This window comes from Cyanobacterium sp. Dongsha4 (assembly GCF_036345015.1).
GTDB lineage: Bacteria > Cyanobacteriota > Cyanobacteriia > Cyanobacteriales > Cyanobacteriaceae > PCC-10605.
Genome location: NZ_CP084098.1, coordinates 2706849 through 2721807, shown reverse-complemented (window position 1 = coordinate 2721807; position 14959 = coordinate 2706849). Strand labels below are relative to the sequence as shown.

Here is a 14959-nt window from a genome sequence, read left to right as displayed (position 1 = left end):
TTAAACCACCATCAATTCACAAACTTCGATGGAAAGTTATTTCTCGAATTAATCAACAACGGTAACGCCCATGTTACGAGCTGTACCTGCGATAATTTTCATTGCCGCATCAATATCATTAGCATTCAAATCCTGCATTTTGGTTTGAGCTATTTCTTCTAACTGAGCTTTGGTAATTTGGGCTACTTTAGCACGGTTAGGTTCTTTTGATCCTTTTTCAATTCCTGCGGCTTTTTTGATTAAAACTGAAGCAGGAGGGGTTTTGAGAATAAAAGTAAAACTACGATCCTCAAATACAGAGATTTCCACAGGAATAATCATTCCGGGTTGATTGGAGGTTTTCGCATTATACTCTTTACAGAATGCCATGATGTTAACACCATGTTGACCCAACGCAGGACCTACTGGAGGTGCGGGATTAGCCTTCCCTGCGGGTAAAGCCAATTTAATCAGTGCAACGACTTTCTTCGCCATTATTCAAGTTTCCTTTTATTTATCCTTGTTTTTCTACTTGGTTAAATTCCAATTCTACGGGGGTATCACGTCCAAAAATTGATAATAGCGCCTTGAGTTTGTTTCTCTCGGTACTAACTTCAATAACTTCCCCTGCAAAGTCTTTAAATGGTCCTGACAGCACGAGGATTTTATCTCCCACTTGCATATCGATTTTTAAGACGGGTTCGGCTTCTTCGGACTCTTTGAAGATACGGGCTACTTCAGAAGGAGATAAGGGTAAGGGTTTGACATGACCTCTTCCTCTACCTACGGCACGGCGTTGTTCTGCCCCTACAAAGTTAATTACGTTGGGGGTATTTTTCACCATCTGCCACGCATCATCGTCAAGAATCATCTCGACCAACACATAACCGGGTAAGACTTTTTCTGCTCCGTGAACACGACTACCATCTTTTTTGACTTTTACAGTCGGTGATTGAGGTATTCTAATTTGTAAGACGCGATCGCCCAAATCAAAGCTATTAGTCCTCTGTTCGAGGTCAGTTTTGACTTTCTTTTCACAACCAGAGGCTACCTGAACTACATACCAACGGGGCTTACCCACTGCTCTAGTTTGGGTTTCTTCTGTTTGTTGTTCTTGTTCAGGAAAATTGTTCATTAAAACACCTTCCCAGCCAACCAGCCAAATAATTTATCCATTAAATAAATTAGAGTAGCAACTACTGTAACCATTAAGATGACAGCTACTGACTCGCTTAACAACTGTTGTCGAGAAGGCCAAACCACCTTAGCTAATTCTTGTTTTGTTTCTTCGACAAAACCGCTAGAGATGATTTCCTTTCCTTGAGCTTCGTTGGAATTTGCGTTTTTTGCTTTTACGGTATCTTTATTAGTCACGATTATTCCCTCATTAGTTAACTTCTGTTTGTAGCGACTTATTTTAAGACACCACTAACAAGTACTTATTATATAATCACTTAACCATTCTTAAAGGTCTATTCCAACACGTCCTAGAGGATTTGAACCCCTGACATTCGGTTTTGGAGACCGACGTTCTACCACTGAACTAAGGACGTATATCATATTACTATAACAATCTTGTTAACTTTTGTCAAGGGTGAAACCTTGTATTTTAGGCTAACAATTATAGTAGTTGGTAAAAGACTACGGTTAAGTAGTTAGGGTTTGTGAGAGAAATAGAAGACTATTTTTTCTTTTTACTTTTTGTTGTTTTAACAGTGTCAATAGGACGGTCAAAACGTTGCTTAATACGGGTTGCTTTACCAACTCTGTCTCTGAGGTAGTAAAGTTTAGCACGACGCACTTTACCTCTGCGGAGAACTTGGATATTAGCAACGATGGGGGAATGGATTAAGAATACTCTTTCTACTCCTACTCCCTGAAAAATACGTCTAACGGTGATAGTTTTATTTATACCGCCGTGACGCATTGCGATCACTGTACCTTCAAAAGGCTGTACCCTTTCTTTGCCACCTTCTTGAATGCGGACACCAACTTTAATAGTGTCGCCGACGTGAATGGTGGGGATACTGTCTTTATCTTTTAGATATTCCGCCTCAATAGACTGGATTATCGCATTTGCGTTGATAGACATGGAGATTGATTGCTTTAAAACTCACAATTTTTCATCATAACTTTTATTTGACTTCTTTGTCAATAAGTGATTGAGGATGTGTTTGACTCAGATCTTGTACTTATCGTCAATTCACTTGATGGGTTTAGTTATAAGGTAACAAAAAAGAGGGAAAACAAAGAGCAATTAATTTAAAAAGTATTAAAATTTATTCAACTTGTTTTATTTATTAACTATTTTTATTGCGATGAAAGAGCGTTGGTATGGAGATAGGGAAATTGTGGATATGATCATAGTTCAAATTTACAAATCTTTACCTTAATGGGCAAAATATTGTAAACTACCACAAGATAATCATTAATTTCACGCAAGGAGCAAAATATACCAATGCAGTCGGTTTCACCTGTATTGACATCAGTCCCAAGAGAATATTTGAAAGCACCGGGTGGATTTAATCCCAATGTGTTTATGTTTATAGTTGCCCTCTCTTTGATTACTGTTTCTACCTCTGGTTATTTTCTCTGGAGTTTTCCTGACTGGCTTTGTTTTACTGCTAATGTTTTAGCTTTGCATATTTCTGGTACTGTGATCCATGATGCTTCTCATAACAGCGCCCACAGCAATCGTATTATTAATTCTATTTTGGGTCATGGTAGTGCTTTGATGCTAGGCTTTGCATTTCCTGTATTTACAAGGGTTCATTTACAACATCATGCTCATGTTAATGATCCTGAAAATGATCCTGATCATTTTGTGTCAACGGGGGGGCCTTTATGGATGATTGCCGCTAGATTTTTTTATCATGAGATTTTCTTTTTTAGAAGAAGATTATGGAAGAAATATGAACTTTTAGAGTGGTTTTTGAGTCGTTTGTTTTTATTTACGGTGGTTTTCTTAGGAATTCACTATGGTTTTATTGGTTATGTGATGAATTTTTGGTTTGTACCTGCTTTAGTGGTGGGTATTGCTTTAGGTTTATTTTTTGATTATTTACCTCATCGTCCTTTTAAAGAGCGCGATCGCTGGAAAAATGCTAGAGTATATCCGGGTAGAGTTCTAAATTTTCTTATTTTTGGACAAAATTATCATTTAATTCATCATCTTTGGCCTTCTATTCCTTGGTATAAGTATGAATCTGCTTACTATGCAACTAAGCCTTTATTGGATGCTAAGGGTTGTGATCAATCTTTAGATTTATTGAAGGGCAAAAATTTTGGCAGTTTTTTATATGATATTTTTCTCGGTATTCGTTTTCACGAAAAGCATTAATTTTTGGGTTTAATTTTTTCTTTAATTATTTTTAATTGCCCTTCTGGGTGATTTTTTGTATTGGTGAATTGTTAAAATAAATGTGGATTTATGAATAATAATTTAATCGCTGATAAGAATATTTCTTTTGAAGATGCGATCGCACTTACACAGAGATTTATTGAGCAGATAAAGCAATTATCAGAAGCAGAAAAAGAGGAGGTTATCTCTTCTCTAGTAGCCTCGGAAAATGGGGCAAGAGGGTTATTTGTTACCTATCTAACTAGCGATAATTCTGTGGTTGATAACTTATCCCAAGGTATCATAAATGGACTAAAAACTTCTCCTCAAATTGTAAGTGAATTGTTAGTTAAAAATGTGGCTATGTCAACAGCAATGAGACTAACCCATACAAGAAATAGTAACCCTAAAATGGCGGAAAGTTCCTTTAAAGTTACCCAAAGAAGTTTAAATTTGATTGAAGAATTATCTTTACCAGAAACTAAAGAAAAAATTATCTTGTTAATAAATACGATAAAACAAAAAGAAGGGGTTTATCAGGAGTTTTTGAGCCGATGGGGTTACGATGAGGAACAAAAAAAACTAATTTTAGATGTGTTGACTAAAATTGACCATAATTAAAAATATTTTGATGGTGTTTTGTGGCAAAATAAAATGCAAAAGCAATGATTAAATCATAAAGTCATACTATGTTAATAAAATCTACTACTCGTCACATTAGAATTTATGCCGCAGAAATTCAAAATAATGAGTTAATCCCCTCTGAACAAGTTTTAACTCTCGATATTGACCCTGATAATGAATTTAATTGGGAAGAAATGACTTTACAAAAAGTTTACCGCAAATTTGATGACTTAGTGGAAAGTTATAGTGGGGAGGATTTGAATGATTATAATTTACGTCGTATTGGCTCAGATTTAGAGCATTTTATTCGTGGTTTATTGAATAAAGGGGAAATTAGCTACAATTTAGACTCAAGAGTATTAAATTATAGTATGGGTTTACCAAAAGTGGAAAGCCCTGACTCTGAAGGAAAATACTTATTAAGTTAATGTTAATTGTCATAGTATAAATAGTGTAGAAAACATAGAGAGGGAATAGGTGTCAATGGTAAAAGCAGTATTTTCTCTCTATATCCATTGCAATCTTTAATTATGAAATTATCATTAGATGAGTATGTTTATTTAGACTCTCTTATTCATCGTTGGCAATCTAAACCGAAATTAATAGCTTTACTCAGTTTAATTTTTTGTTTTGCCTTTATTCAGCGTTTATCTTTTTTGCCTGTTATTATTTTCATTACTGTTATTCTTTATTCCCTTTCTAAACTGCCCATAAAATATTTAATTTCTCATCTTCGCTACCCCGGAATTTTTATTTTAGCAGTTATTTTTTTATTACCTTTTTTAGTGGGAAAAACAACGATTTTTTCTTGGGGATTTCTCTCGATAAAACAAGAGGGTTGCTTGTTAATTTTATTAGTAATTACTCGTTTCTTGTGCATCATCACAACCACATTAGTTTTATTGGGTACTTCTCCTTTTTTAACTATACTTAAGACTTTAAGATCTTTGGGACTTTCTCCTATCATTAGTGATATGATGTTATTAACATACCGCTATTTAGAACAAATGGGCGATCGCATCTTGAGTATGCGCAGAGCATTAAAATTGAAGGGATTTAATTTTCATCAATTCAGTAGCCGTAATTTAAGAATTATATCTCAGTTAATAGGTAGTTTATTAGTAAGAAGTTATGACGAATCCAAGCTAGTTTATCAAGCCATGATATTAAGAGGTTACGGTTACAATTCTCAGCGAAAAAATAGCCATAAGCAGAACATAAAAATATCTGATTGGATTGCCTGTTATAGTGTGGTAATTATAAGTGTATCTATAATTATTATTCAGACAATATTTTAACTTTTTTTGCTATATTATTTTGAGTCTGTAAATTGTTGGTTGGGGTAGGGAATAGGCAATAGGCAATAAAGGATTATTTTCTCTTAATCTGTCATAACTAGCAAATAATAGTCATTTTTATGATAATTTTTTTCTAGGCTAAGGTTAAATAATATTTTTATTTTTAAGTAAATTTTCTGTCATTACCGCCAGTTTTTCCAATTCAATTTCTAACTGCTTGGCTTTTTTTTCATAACTTTTTTTCTTCGTTAAAGCCTCCCTCGCTAAATCTTCTCTATTATTCTGTAAAGCCCTCACAGCAACTTTTTGCCATGTATCAATCTCTGTTAGTGCTTCTTGATATTGGGGTTGAATTTGTTCCCAAACTACCCTTATTTTACCTAAAGCATCTTCGAGCAAATGCTGAGAATTATTAATATCATTACTGCCCTGAAACGCATTTTTTAATGGTTCAAATAAATTAAAAGTATCTAATCGATTAATCGTAGGAATAAAGTCTTTCACCTGTTGACTTTCGCTAACCCCTGTTTTACACCAAGTAGCGAAATGCTCACAATTATTAAAAACGAGATTATACTTATTTTCCCCCAAGCGAGTAAAAGCACGTTTTACCACCACTTCGGGAATAAAAGTAAAACCTTGAGGATATTCGCGCATATAGACAGAATTACCACGACTAAAAGTATCCCACGAAGTTTGTTCAATAATTTCTGAGGGTTTGCGATAGTGAATCACACTACCATCACCAACATCAATGCCATGATGCTGATAAACCCCTTCTAAACTACGAAAATTGCGCCATACGTATATTTGATCTCCAAATGCCATGTAGAATTTTTCACCCTCATAAGATGCCATTTAAACCTAATTTATCAAATGTTGCAAAAAAAGACACAAGCCACCCCTCCCCAACCGCTACGGGTCAAGAAAAGGTGGCTTATTTATTTATACTTTAATTATAACAAAAAAGCTCTATTTTGTCAATAGTTTTTATGTTTTATTTATTGCTGTTTTAAATAGTTATTTCAGCAAAAGATTTAACTAATTGATGAGAAATTGATTGCTCTGTATTTAATTGATTAAATGTTTGTAAATCTCGTGCAACTAAGACTGTTTTCATCTGCATTTGAGAGGCACTATTAACTTCGGCTTCAACATCAGATAGAAAAATAATATCATTTGGGTTTAAGTCTATAGATTGACTAATTTTTTGATAAGAATTAGATTCTTTTTTATTGCCAATATTAGTATCAAAGAAACCAGAAAATAAGTATAATAAATCGCCATATTGAGTGTGAGCAAAAAAAAGTTTTTGGGCATGAACAGAACCAGAGGAATAAATATAAATGGGAATATTTTGACTGTGCCATAACTTTAATTTTTCATAGGCATCCTCATAAACATGGGAACAAAAATCCTGATTTTTATAACCAGTTTCCCAAATAATTCCTTGTAAATCTTTTAGGGCAGTAAGTTTACGATCGCACTTTATCCAATCTTGTAAAATAGAGGTAATTTGAGAGGGAGTATAGCTATCTAAATTTTCTATTTTTGCGACTTCTCCGACAGCATTTTTCACTGTTTCATCGTACCAATGTTGAGATAAAAAATCCCCCATTTTTTCATAAGCATAGGGAAACAAAATATCATGAACAAAACTAATAGAACTTGTAGTGCCTTCTATATCAGTTAAAATCGCTTTAATCATAAATTACTTTCAAGATTCGGAGTTTTTTTGAGGACATTAAAGGGGAAGTAGGGCATTAAGGTGTTGGGGTATTAGGGGATTAGGGAGAAACTAATTCTTAAACTGCATCATTTGCATCATTACTAATTACTAATTTTATTACCTTTGCCCCCTGCCCTTTTAACTTTGCCCTTTGCTAATTAAATTATTGACCTGTAATAGATAAAGAATCAACCCAAATACGAGGACAAACACCACTGGGAGTAACTTCCGCCTCAGATTCCACAAAAATAATAGACTTTAATAAATCGAGAAAATCTCCTGCAACGGTAGCCGCTTCGATACTGACTTTTTCTCCTTTGTTAACTAGCCAACCATCAAAAGGTAGAGAGAATGAACCTTGTAAAGCATTAACTCCAGCGTGTAAGGCTTGAACATCATCAATTAAAATAACATTTTCTGCCTCAGCTAAACTATATTCAGTAGTGGGGGCTTGACCACGAAAAACATGATAATAATTAGGGCTAATACTCACTTTTGCCCCAATACTAGCATGACCTGTGGGTTGAGCATTCATTCTTTTTGCTGTCACACTGCTATGAAGAAAATTAACCAAAACTCCTTTATCAATAATGGATAAATTACGGGTGGGTGTGCCTTCACCATCAAAAGTTTCACCGCTTACATTTCCTTCATGTAAAGGATTATCATTAATAGAAATCAGAGGAGATGCGATTTGTTTTCCTAAAGATTCGGGTGTGGAAAGACTTTGTTTATCGAGAATATTTTGAGCATTGTAAAGATTACTGAATGCACCTAAAAGACTTAAAAAGGCTTCGGGAGAAAAGACAACTCGATATTTGCCCGATTTAATGGGTTGATAGTCTAAATGACTCAGGGTTTTCTCAATGGTTTCTTGAAAGCAACCCTCAATATCCAATTTTTCGAGACTATTGGCAACTTTATACGCCCCTCCGCTTCTAGGTTTTTTGTTTTCCTGTTCAGTTTTGGCGTAAAGATATAAAGAGGTAAAGGTGCGATTTTCTTCTCTTAATGCTCCATCGCTGTTAAGGTAAAATCTTTCTATATCTTGTTCTCCTAAACCATTATAAGGTACAGATGCGATCGCATCATGGGCATTTAATAAATCCGTTTCTAAAGTAATCAACTTTTCAATTAAATCAGAAGCGGGGGTTTGACTACCCAATTCTCGATGAACTTCAGGTAAACTAGCGGTAGCAGAGGGGCTAAAATCGGGGATATAGTCTGTCACACCGAAATAACTAGCTTCTAAAGCAGTTTTCAAAGCTAATTTAATTCCTACCTCATCCACATCAGTAGTAGATGTCACGCCAATTTGTTCTTTTTCATTCCATACCCTGACGATAACACTTGATTTCTGAGAGGCTTTTACCTGTTTTGGCTCACCCTGAAACACTTGGACGCTGGTTTGATCTACACTTGAACCATAGATGTCAAATTTTTTGATTTCTAACTCAGAGGCTAAGAGTTGAGCAATTTTGGCAATGGTTTTAACTTTAGACATAATTTTGTGCAAAATGTAGAATTGAGAATGAATAATGAATTAATTAGGTTTCAGGTAAAAAACAATGACTAATTACTTAAGTGAAACTAATCCCAATGAAGTTTGTATTGGTAAAGTATCAGTGATATTTTTCTGAGAGCAATATTTCAAATCATCATCTAAGGCTAGTCTCAATAATCTTTGTCCATGACTAGACAACTTAAATAAATCTAACAGTTTATCTTGCCATTGTTGATATAAGGCAATAGAAGCAATTACCTCATCATTACCAATCATATCAGGTTTACTGGTATCCACCAACAAAGATGCGATCGCACCTGCACAGACAGTATCTTCTAAAGAATAGCCTCCCTCCCAACCTGAACCCAATAACCATAGAGTTTCGGGTTGTTTTTCTTGCAAATAATCCACTACTGCTTGATAATTAATCATCGCCCCAGCAATGACAGTTTTTGCTTCTTGAACTCTTTGTAAAGAACGAGTACCATTGGTTGTACTAATAAACAACTGTTTTCCGCTCACTGTTTCCACAGTACAATCGAGGGGAGAATTACCCAAATCGCAAAAATCAACCTTTTTTCCACCTCTTTCTCCCAATCTTAAGCGAGATTCAGGAGGCAATAAATTACTTTCTTTGGTCAACAAATCTAAATCACTGTAGGCTTTAACAGATTTTGCACCATTATTTAACGCCGTAACAATGGTTGTAGTTGCCCTTAGTACATCAATCACCACAGCACAATCAGGAATTTCATTTTCTGGAGTTGACTCGGGAGTATAATAAACAGAAATTTTCACGTTGGTTAATCAATCCAAAGGTATATCACAGTGAACAATGATGATTTTACCTTAATGGTGTCAATAATGAGTAAAGAGTAAAGAGTAATGGGTAGGAATCCCATTTTAAGTTAAGCTAAGACGCATTTAACTTGCATTTTTTACTATCTGCAAAAAAAAGACTGTAACTCTTAACTATTGCCTATTGCCCATTCCCCATTCCCCAACCACACAAGTAAAATTCAATGCAAACTAGCTTATCATTTCCCAAACTCTGAACCCCGTTCACGACTGAAAGGAGTGTACGAGCGCAGCGAACTCTCCGAACTCCGAACCCCGAACTCCGAACTCTTTAATATTTTCTTAATATTTGCTATGGTGTTCTTTTATTAACGCAATAGTGATCTGACTTAAAAAACTGTAACAAAATGCACAAAATATATACTAATAAAGTATAACTGAATGTCAAGTAAAGTTGAAAAACTGTTGTTACGGCGACAAAATATCAGTGTTAAGATCAAATTGCAACTATTTTTACAATTTATATTAATTGGTTAAATTATGACAATGAATCAAGCACCAATAGCTCCCGTTGTGCTAGTCATTCTTGATGGTTGGGGTTATCGTCCTGAAAAAAAAGATAATGCGATCGCACTTGCGAAAACTCCTGTAATGGATAGTTTATTAGAGGTCTATCCCAATACTTTAATCAATGCTTCTGGTAAAGCCGTTGGTTTACCCAATGGACAGATGGGTAATTCAGAAGTAGGACATTTGAATTTAGGGGCGGGGAGGGTTGTTCCACAGGAATTAGTACGCATTTCTGATGCAGTGGAAGATGGTTCAATTTTTCAAAACCCTGTATTAGAAGAAACCTGTCAACAAGTAAATCAGTCTGGGGGTAAATTACACCTGATGGGTTTATGCTCTGATGGGGGTGTTCATTCTCACATTGATCATTTAATTGGCTTGTTAGATTTAGCAAAATTACAGGGTGTTAATGAGGTTTGTGTTCACATTATCACCGATGGCAGAGATACCAATACTACAGAAGGAGTTAATTATATTCAGGCGGTTGAAGAACATATTAACAAAATCGGTTTAGGTAAAATTGTCACCGTTTGCGGACGTTATTTTGCCATGGATCGAGATCGCCGTTGGGATAGAGTACAAAAAGCCTATGATTTATATACAATAGATGGTGAAGGAGATGGTAGAACACCAGTACAAGTCTTAAAAGATTCCTACAGTCAAGATATTACCGACGAATTTATTGAACCCACTCGTATCAGTAAAGGGGCAGTAGAATCAGGAGATGGTATTATATTCTTCAATTTTAGACCCGATCGTGCTCGTCAGATTTGTCACGCCTTCATAATGCCGAATTTTGACGGTTTTAAAAGAGAATTAATCGAAAACCTCTATTTTGCAACTTTTACTCAATATGACCCCAATTTGCCCGTTAAAGTTGCCTTTGAGCCCCAAAAACTAACCAATATTCTCGGAGAAGTCATCGCCGAGGCTGGATTAAAACAATTTCGTACCGCCGAAACAGAAAAATATCCCCATGTTACCTACTTTTTCAATGGTGGATTAGAACAACCCCTCGAAGGAGAAGACAGGGAATTGATTTCTAGTCCTATGGTGACAACCTACGATAAAGCACCGGCTATGTCTGCGGTAGAAGTAACCCAAGTCGCTTGTAATGCAGTTAATAAGGGCATTTATTCTCTGATCGTCATGAACTATGCAAACCCTGATATGGTGGGGCATACAGGCAATTTAGATGCCGCCATAGATGCGATCGAAACCGTTGACTCATGTTTAGGTAAATTAATCAAAACTATCAACCAAGCAGGAGGCACAGTAATCATTACAGCAGATCATGGTAATGCTGAATATATGAAAGATGAAGAAGGTAATCCTTGGACTGCCCACACCACCAATTTAGTACCCTTGATTTTAATTGAAGGAGAAAAAAGAAAAATACCCGGTCACGGTGGCAACGTACAACTAAGAGAAAACGGCAAATTAGCAGACATTGCACCCACTATTCTCGATATACTGCAACTACCTAAACCAGAAGAAATGACAGGAGTATCTCTATTCAAACAACCTCAATACGAAGTCAAAACCAGCAGAACCCCTGTTAGTATTTCTCTATAAAACATTAGAGATATTGAGGTGTTGGGGTATTGGGGTGTTAGGGGAAGAAGTTAATTAACCTCAGTTCGGTTTAAGAATATCCGATAAGGTTAGGTGTCACCTGAGTTCGGAGTTCGGAGTTCGGAGTTCGGAGTTAAAAGCAATAATTATTGACAAAAAAGCTGAATAAATTGATTTTACGTTAGTTCGGTTTAAGGCAATTTTATCGTTATTTCTAATAAGCTATATCTCTGACTACGAGACAATAATACTTTCAGCTTATCCAAAACTCAGGTTAATTAAACACTTTTGTCCTTCTTCCCTTCAAAGGGGATACACAGAGGGGTAGGGGATAAATAAAGGGGGTTTGCCTCTTGCCCTTTTCGCCATCACTCATAGATGAAAATTTATCTCGAACGCAGGTAATACCTAATAGTAATAGCTTGTAAGTTAAATTGCTTCAGCCGTAGTTGGAGAAGCGGCCATTTTTTCCAATCTTTCTTGTTGATCCTGTGCAATACAAGCCTGTATCACATCATCTATTTTACCTTCTAAAACAGAAGATAAATCAAAGTTTCTACCTAAACGATGATCTGTTGCTCGGTTATCTTTATAGTTATAAGTTCGGATTTTTTCCGATCGCGCCCCTGTTCCTACTTGCGATCTCCTCATGGAAGTAACTGCCTCTTGTTGCTCACTCAATTTGATTTCATAAAGTTTGGCCCGTAAAATCTGCATTGCCCGTTCACGGTTTTTAAGCTGCGATCGCTCCTCCGTACAGAAAACCCTAATACCAGTAGGTTTGTGGAATAAATCCACTGCAGTTTCTACTTTGTTAACGTTTTGTCCTCCAGCACCACCAGAACGAGCCGTTGTCATTTCAATATCTTTAGGGTCAATTTGTACCTCAACTTCATCTACTTCAGGCATTACGGCAACCGTAGCAGTTGATGTGTGAACTCTTCCTCCTGCCTCTGTCACAGGAACTCTTTGCACCCGATGCACACCTGCTTCAAATTTCAACTTACTATAAACACTTTCCCCGGTAATTTCTAAAATTGCCTCCTTAAATCCCCCCATTTCCGCTAAAGATTCACTCAGTAACTTAACACTCCAATTCATCATCTCCGCATAACGAGAATACATACGGACTAAATCTCCTGCCCAAATACTAGCTTCATCGCCACCAGTACCAGCACGAATTTCTAACATGATATTTTTATCATCATTAGGATCTTTTGGGAGGAGTAAAATCTTTAATTTTTGCTCTAATTCCTCCAATTTATTATCTAACTCTTCAATTTCTAACTGTGCCATTTCCTGCATTTCAGGATCGCTCTTAGACTCCTTCAATATTTCCCTTGCCCCTTTTAAATCCTCTTGAGCTTTTTGCCATTCTTGATAAGTCATCACAGTTTCTTCCAAAGAAGATCGCATTTTTGCCACTTTCTGCAATTCATCAGGATTCGTTGCAATATCAGGATCTCCCAAGCGTCTAGTTAATTCTTTGAAAGTTGTCTCTACTGACGCTAATTTTTCTAACAAATATGATTCTGCCATTATTTATATATAAACTCGAATAAAATTATCAATATAAAGTCAAACTATATTTATCTTATTTTAACTGCTATTGGTAAGTCTCTTAATTAGTGAATCGTGAATAGTTAATAAGCGTTGGTGAATTACAGGGTAGATAACAGTTTGTTGTTATTTAATAAAATCTATGCTAATCCATGTATATGGAAAAAAGATTAGTTAAGATAGGAGAAGCGGCTAAAATACTAGGAACAACCCCAGACACTCTAAGAAAGTGGGAAGCCACAGGAGAAATAGTGCCGACTAGAAAAACTAAAGGTGGTACTAGATATTACGATGTTGCTGAAATAATTAAAGACTTAGGCTCAGGCATGAATTATCACAAGAAAGGATTGCTTTTGTTGCTTGAAAAAATACTAAAGAAGCAAATGAAACGTCTCGTTATTACTCATAAAGATAGGTTGCTTCGTTTTGGTTCTGAATTAGTGTTCACATTGTGTGAATTGCAAGGAATCGAGATTGTAATTATTCATAAAGGAGATCAACCGACTTTTGAAGAAGAATTAGCACAAGACGTTTTGGAAATAATTACTGTTTTCAGTGCTAGACTTTATGGTTCAAGAAGTCGTAAGCATAGAAAACTAATGTCAGCATTAACCGAAGAAGGAGACAAATTATTTGAACAAGTACAGAAAAAATGATTAGTTTCAAAACGGAATTAAAACTGAATAATAAGCAACGAACAATTATGGCAAAACACGCAGGAGTTGCACGTCATGCTTATAATTGGGGATTAGCTATTTGCAAGGAAATACTTGATTATAATCAAGCAAACCCTGACAATAAACAAAAATTTCCCAGTGCTATTGATTTACATAAACGATTAGTAGCAGAAGTAAAAAGTCAAAATCAATGGTATTATGAAGTATCAAAATGTAGCCCTCAACAGGCTCTTAGAGACTTAAGAATTGCTTGGGATAGATCTTTTAACAAAATAGCTAAACCACCTCGATTTAAAAAGAAAAATAACAGAGATAGTTTCTATCTCGAAGGTAATATCCAAATCAAAGGAAACAAAATTAAATTACCTAGAATTGGTTGGGTTAAAACTTATGAAAAATTTATTCCTTCAATTTTAGTAAAAAAATCAGGTAGTAATTGTGTAATTTCTAAACGGGCTAATAGATGGTTTATTTCTTACAAAGTAGATTATGAGCCAGAAAAAATAGAACATACTTTTGGTAGAGTCGGTTGTGATATTGGCATAAAAACACTAGCTACATTGAGTAATGGGTTAGTATTTCCCAATGTTAAAGCCTATAGAACTGTCAAGAAAAAGTTAGCACATTTACAAAGAGAATTAAGTAGGAAAGTAAAGGGTTCTACTAACTATAAAAGAGCATCGGTAAAATTGGCAAAACTCCATTATCGAATTAGTTGTATTCGGAAAGATGCCATTCACAAATTAACTCATTACCTCACCAAAAACCACAGTGAGGTAGTGATTGAAGATTTGAATGTGTCTGGAATGCTACAAAATCACCGATTAGCCAGTGCCATAGCAGACTGTGGATTTTATGAATTTAGAAGACAATTAGAGTATAAATGTGACTGGTATGGGGCAATTTTACACATCGTAGATAGATGTTTTCCATCTTCTAAAACTTGTTCTAATTGCAATGAAATTAAATCAGATTTAAAGCTAAAAGATAGAACCTTTAATTGCTCTTACTGTGGACTAATTATTGATAGAGACTTAAATGCTTCAATTAATTTGGAAAATGCGGTAAGCTCTACCGTGTAAGTCTGTGGAGTGTCAGACAAACTAATAATTTAGATTATTAGGACACGGTGAAGCAGAAAATTGACAGATAATCTTAGATTTTCTTGATTATCATAAGTTCTTTAGAGCGGCTTTTCATTTGGGTAAACCACAAAAAGATAAAATATAATCATGGATAAAATTATCTAAGAGCGAACTGCTTGTAGCGACGCTTACACTCCCATAATATTTTCTATTTTCCAAT

16 protein-coding genes and 1 tRNA gene are annotated in these 14959 nt (G+C 35.4%); 7 read left to right on the top strand and 10 right to left on the bottom strand.

The window, feature by feature from the left end:
• Window positions 1-48 precede the first annotated feature (48 nt).
• From rplK to rplS, 5 genes are all read right to left on the bottom strand, one after another.
• The gene (rplK, locus tag Dongsha4_RS11810) at window positions 49-474 is read right to left on the bottom strand and encodes a 50S ribosomal protein L11 (protein ID WP_015218085.1); all 426 of its coding nucleotides are present in this window, start codon (window positions 472-474) and stop codon (window positions 49-51) included.
• 19 nt (window positions 475-493) lie between these two features.
• On the bottom strand, window positions 494-1114 hold the full coding sequence (gene nusG, locus Dongsha4_RS11805; RefSeq protein WP_330202572.1) for a transcription termination/antitermination protein NusG: 621 nt from the start codon (window positions 1112-1114) through the stop codon (window positions 494-496).
• A complete protein-coding gene (gene secE / locus Dongsha4_RS11800; protein WP_051018172.1) occupies window positions 1114-1290 on the bottom strand; it encodes a preprotein translocase subunit SecE in 177 nt (58 codons plus the stop codon). Before secE ends, nusG begins: the two co-directional genes overlap by 1 nt.
• Window positions 1291-1460: 170 nt before the next feature.
• Window positions 1461-1532 (bottom strand) — tRNA-Trp (locus Dongsha4_RS11795).
• Window positions 1533-1660: 128 nt separating this feature from the next.
• The gene (gene rplS / locus Dongsha4_RS11790; RefSeq protein ID WP_041922587.1) at window positions 1661-2065 is read right to left on the bottom strand and encodes a 50S ribosomal protein L19; all 405 of its coding nucleotides are present in this window, start codon (window positions 2063-2065) and stop codon (window positions 1661-1663) included.
• Window positions 2066-2437: 372 nt separating this feature from the next.
• On the opposite strand from rplS, the gene crtR reads away from it, so the two are divergent.
• From crtR to cbiQ, 4 genes are all read left to right on the top strand, one after another.
• The gene (gene crtR / locus Dongsha4_RS11785; protein WP_330202571.1) at window positions 2438-3319 is read left to right on the top strand and encodes a beta-carotene hydroxylase; all 882 of its coding nucleotides are present in this window, start codon (window positions 2438-2440) and stop codon (window positions 3317-3319) included.
• A gap of 90 nt (window positions 3320-3409) precedes the next feature.
• Window positions 3410-3940, top strand: coding sequence for a hypothetical protein (locus Dongsha4_RS11780; protein WP_330202570.1), 531 nt, complete (start codon window positions 3410-3412; stop codon window positions 3938-3940).
• Between the two features lie 68 nt (window positions 3941-4008).
• Entirely contained in the window at window positions 4009-4371 is a 363-nt protein-coding gene (locus Dongsha4_RS11775; protein ID WP_330202569.1) for an NAD(P)H-quinone oxidoreductase subunit M, read from the top strand.
• 102 nt (window positions 4372-4473) lie between these two features.
• Entirely contained in the window at window positions 4474-5241 is a 768-nt protein-coding gene (cbiQ, locus tag Dongsha4_RS11770) for a cobalt ECF transporter T component CbiQ (protein ID WP_330202568.1), read from the top strand.
• A gap of 144 nt (window positions 5242-5385) precedes the next feature.
• Here cbiQ and Dongsha4_RS11765 read toward each other — a convergent pair whose 3' ends face one another.
• The 4 genes from Dongsha4_RS11765 to Dongsha4_RS11750 all read right to left on the bottom strand — a co-directional run bounded on the left by Dongsha4_RS11765 (window position 5386) and on the right by Dongsha4_RS11750 (window position 9272).
• Window positions 5386-6069 (bottom strand): lecithin retinol acyltransferase family protein, encoded by a 684-nt coding sequence (locus Dongsha4_RS11765; protein ID WP_330205431.1) that lies wholly within the window; start codon window positions 6067-6069, stop codon window positions 5386-5388.
• 184 nt (window positions 6070-6253) lie between these two features.
• Entirely contained in the window at window positions 6254-6949 is a 696-nt protein-coding gene (gene mtnC, locus Dongsha4_RS11760) for an acireductone synthase (RefSeq protein WP_330202567.1), read from the bottom strand.
• A gap of 184 nt (window positions 6950-7133) precedes the next feature.
• Window positions 7134-8474, bottom strand: a complete 1341-nt coding sequence (locus Dongsha4_RS11755) for a TldD/PmbA family protein (protein WP_330202566.1) — start codon at window positions 8472-8474, stop codon at window positions 7134-7136.
• 72 nt (window positions 8475-8546) lie between these two features.
• Complete coding sequence (locus tag Dongsha4_RS11750) at window positions 8547-9272, bottom strand: 2-phosphosulfolactate phosphatase family protein (RefSeq protein ID WP_330202565.1); 726 nt, start codon at window positions 9270-9272, stop codon at window positions 8547-8549.
• Between the two features lie 546 nt (window positions 9273-9818).
• On the opposite strand from Dongsha4_RS11750, the gene gpmI reads away from it, so the two are divergent.
• The gene (gene gpmI / locus Dongsha4_RS11745; protein ID WP_330205430.1) at window positions 9819-11417 is read left to right on the top strand and encodes a 2,3-bisphosphoglycerate-independent phosphoglycerate mutase; all 1599 of its coding nucleotides are present in this window, start codon (window positions 9819-9821) and stop codon (window positions 11415-11417) included.
• A 429-nt stretch (window positions 11418-11846) separates the two neighbouring features.
• On the opposite strand, the gene prfA is transcribed toward gpmI, so the two are convergent.
• Window positions 11847-12956, bottom strand: a complete 1110-nt coding sequence (gene prfA / locus Dongsha4_RS11740) for a peptide chain release factor 1 (RefSeq protein WP_330202564.1) — start codon at window positions 12954-12956, stop codon at window positions 11847-11849.
• A 179-nt stretch (window positions 12957-13135) separates the two neighbouring features.
• Here prfA and Dongsha4_RS11735 point away from each other — a divergent pair, with 179 nt between their 5' ends.
• Both Dongsha4_RS11735 and Dongsha4_RS11730 read left to right on the top strand, forming a co-directional pair.
• Window positions 13136-13633: an IS607 family transposase gene (locus Dongsha4_RS11735; protein WP_330202563.1), complete on the top strand. Its 498-nt coding sequence runs from the start codon at window positions 13136-13138 to the stop codon at window positions 13631-13633.
• Complete coding sequence (locus Dongsha4_RS11730) at window positions 13630-14736, top strand: RNA-guided endonuclease TnpB family protein (protein WP_330202562.1); 1107 nt, start codon at window positions 13630-13632, stop codon at window positions 14734-14736. The genes Dongsha4_RS11735 and Dongsha4_RS11730 overlap by 4 nt, the downstream gene beginning before the upstream one ends.
• The last annotated feature ends 223 nt before the right edge of the window (window positions 14737-14959 follow it).

Bases quoted from the DNA above. Each gene is read 5' to 3' on its own strand.
- rplK (WP_015218085.1), bottom strand. From the start codon at position 474: ATGGCGAAGAAAGTCGTTGCACTGATTAAATTGGCTTTACCCGCAGGG.
- nusG (WP_330202572.1), bottom strand. From the start codon at position 1,114: ATGAACAATTTTCCTGAACAAGAACAACAAACAGAAGAAACCCAAACT.
- crtR (WP_330202571.1), top strand. From the start codon at position 2,438: ATGCAGTCGGTTTCACCTGTATTGACATCAGTCCCAAGAGAATATTTG.
- Dongsha4_RS11780 (WP_330202570.1), top strand. From the start codon at position 3,410: ATGAATAATAATTTAATCGCTGATAAGAATATTTCTTTTGAAGATGCG.
- Dongsha4_RS11775 (WP_330202569.1), top strand. From the start codon at position 4,009: ATGTTAATAAAATCTACTACTCGTCACATTAGAATTTATGCCGCAGAA.
- cbiQ (WP_330202568.1), top strand. From the start codon at position 4,474: ATGAAATTATCATTAGATGAGTATGTTTATTTAGACTCTCTTATTCAT.
- Dongsha4_RS11765 (WP_330205431.1), bottom strand. From the start codon at position 6,069: ATGGCATTTGGAGATCAAATATACGTATGGCGCAATTTTCGTAGTTTA.
- mtnC (WP_330202567.1), bottom strand. From the start codon at position 6,949: ATGATTAAAGCGATTTTAACTGATATAGAAGGCACTACAAGTTCTATT.
- Dongsha4_RS11755 (WP_330202566.1), bottom strand. From the start codon at position 8,474: ATGTCTAAAGTTAAAACCATTGCCAAAATTGCTCAACTCTTAGCCTCT.
- gpmI (WP_330205430.1), top strand. From the start codon at position 9,819: ATGAATCAAGCACCAATAGCTCCCGTTGTGCTAGTCATTCTTGATGGT.
- prfA (WP_330202564.1), bottom strand. From the start codon at position 12,956: ATGGCAGAATCATATTTGTTAGAAAAATTAGCGTCAGTAGAGACAACT.
- Dongsha4_RS11735 (WP_330202563.1), top strand. From the start codon at position 13,136: ATGGAAAAAAGATTAGTTAAGATAGGAGAAGCGGCTAAAATACTAGGA.
- Dongsha4_RS11730 (WP_330202562.1), top strand. From the start codon at position 13,630: ATGATTAGTTTCAAAACGGAATTAAAACTGAATAATAAGCAACGAACA.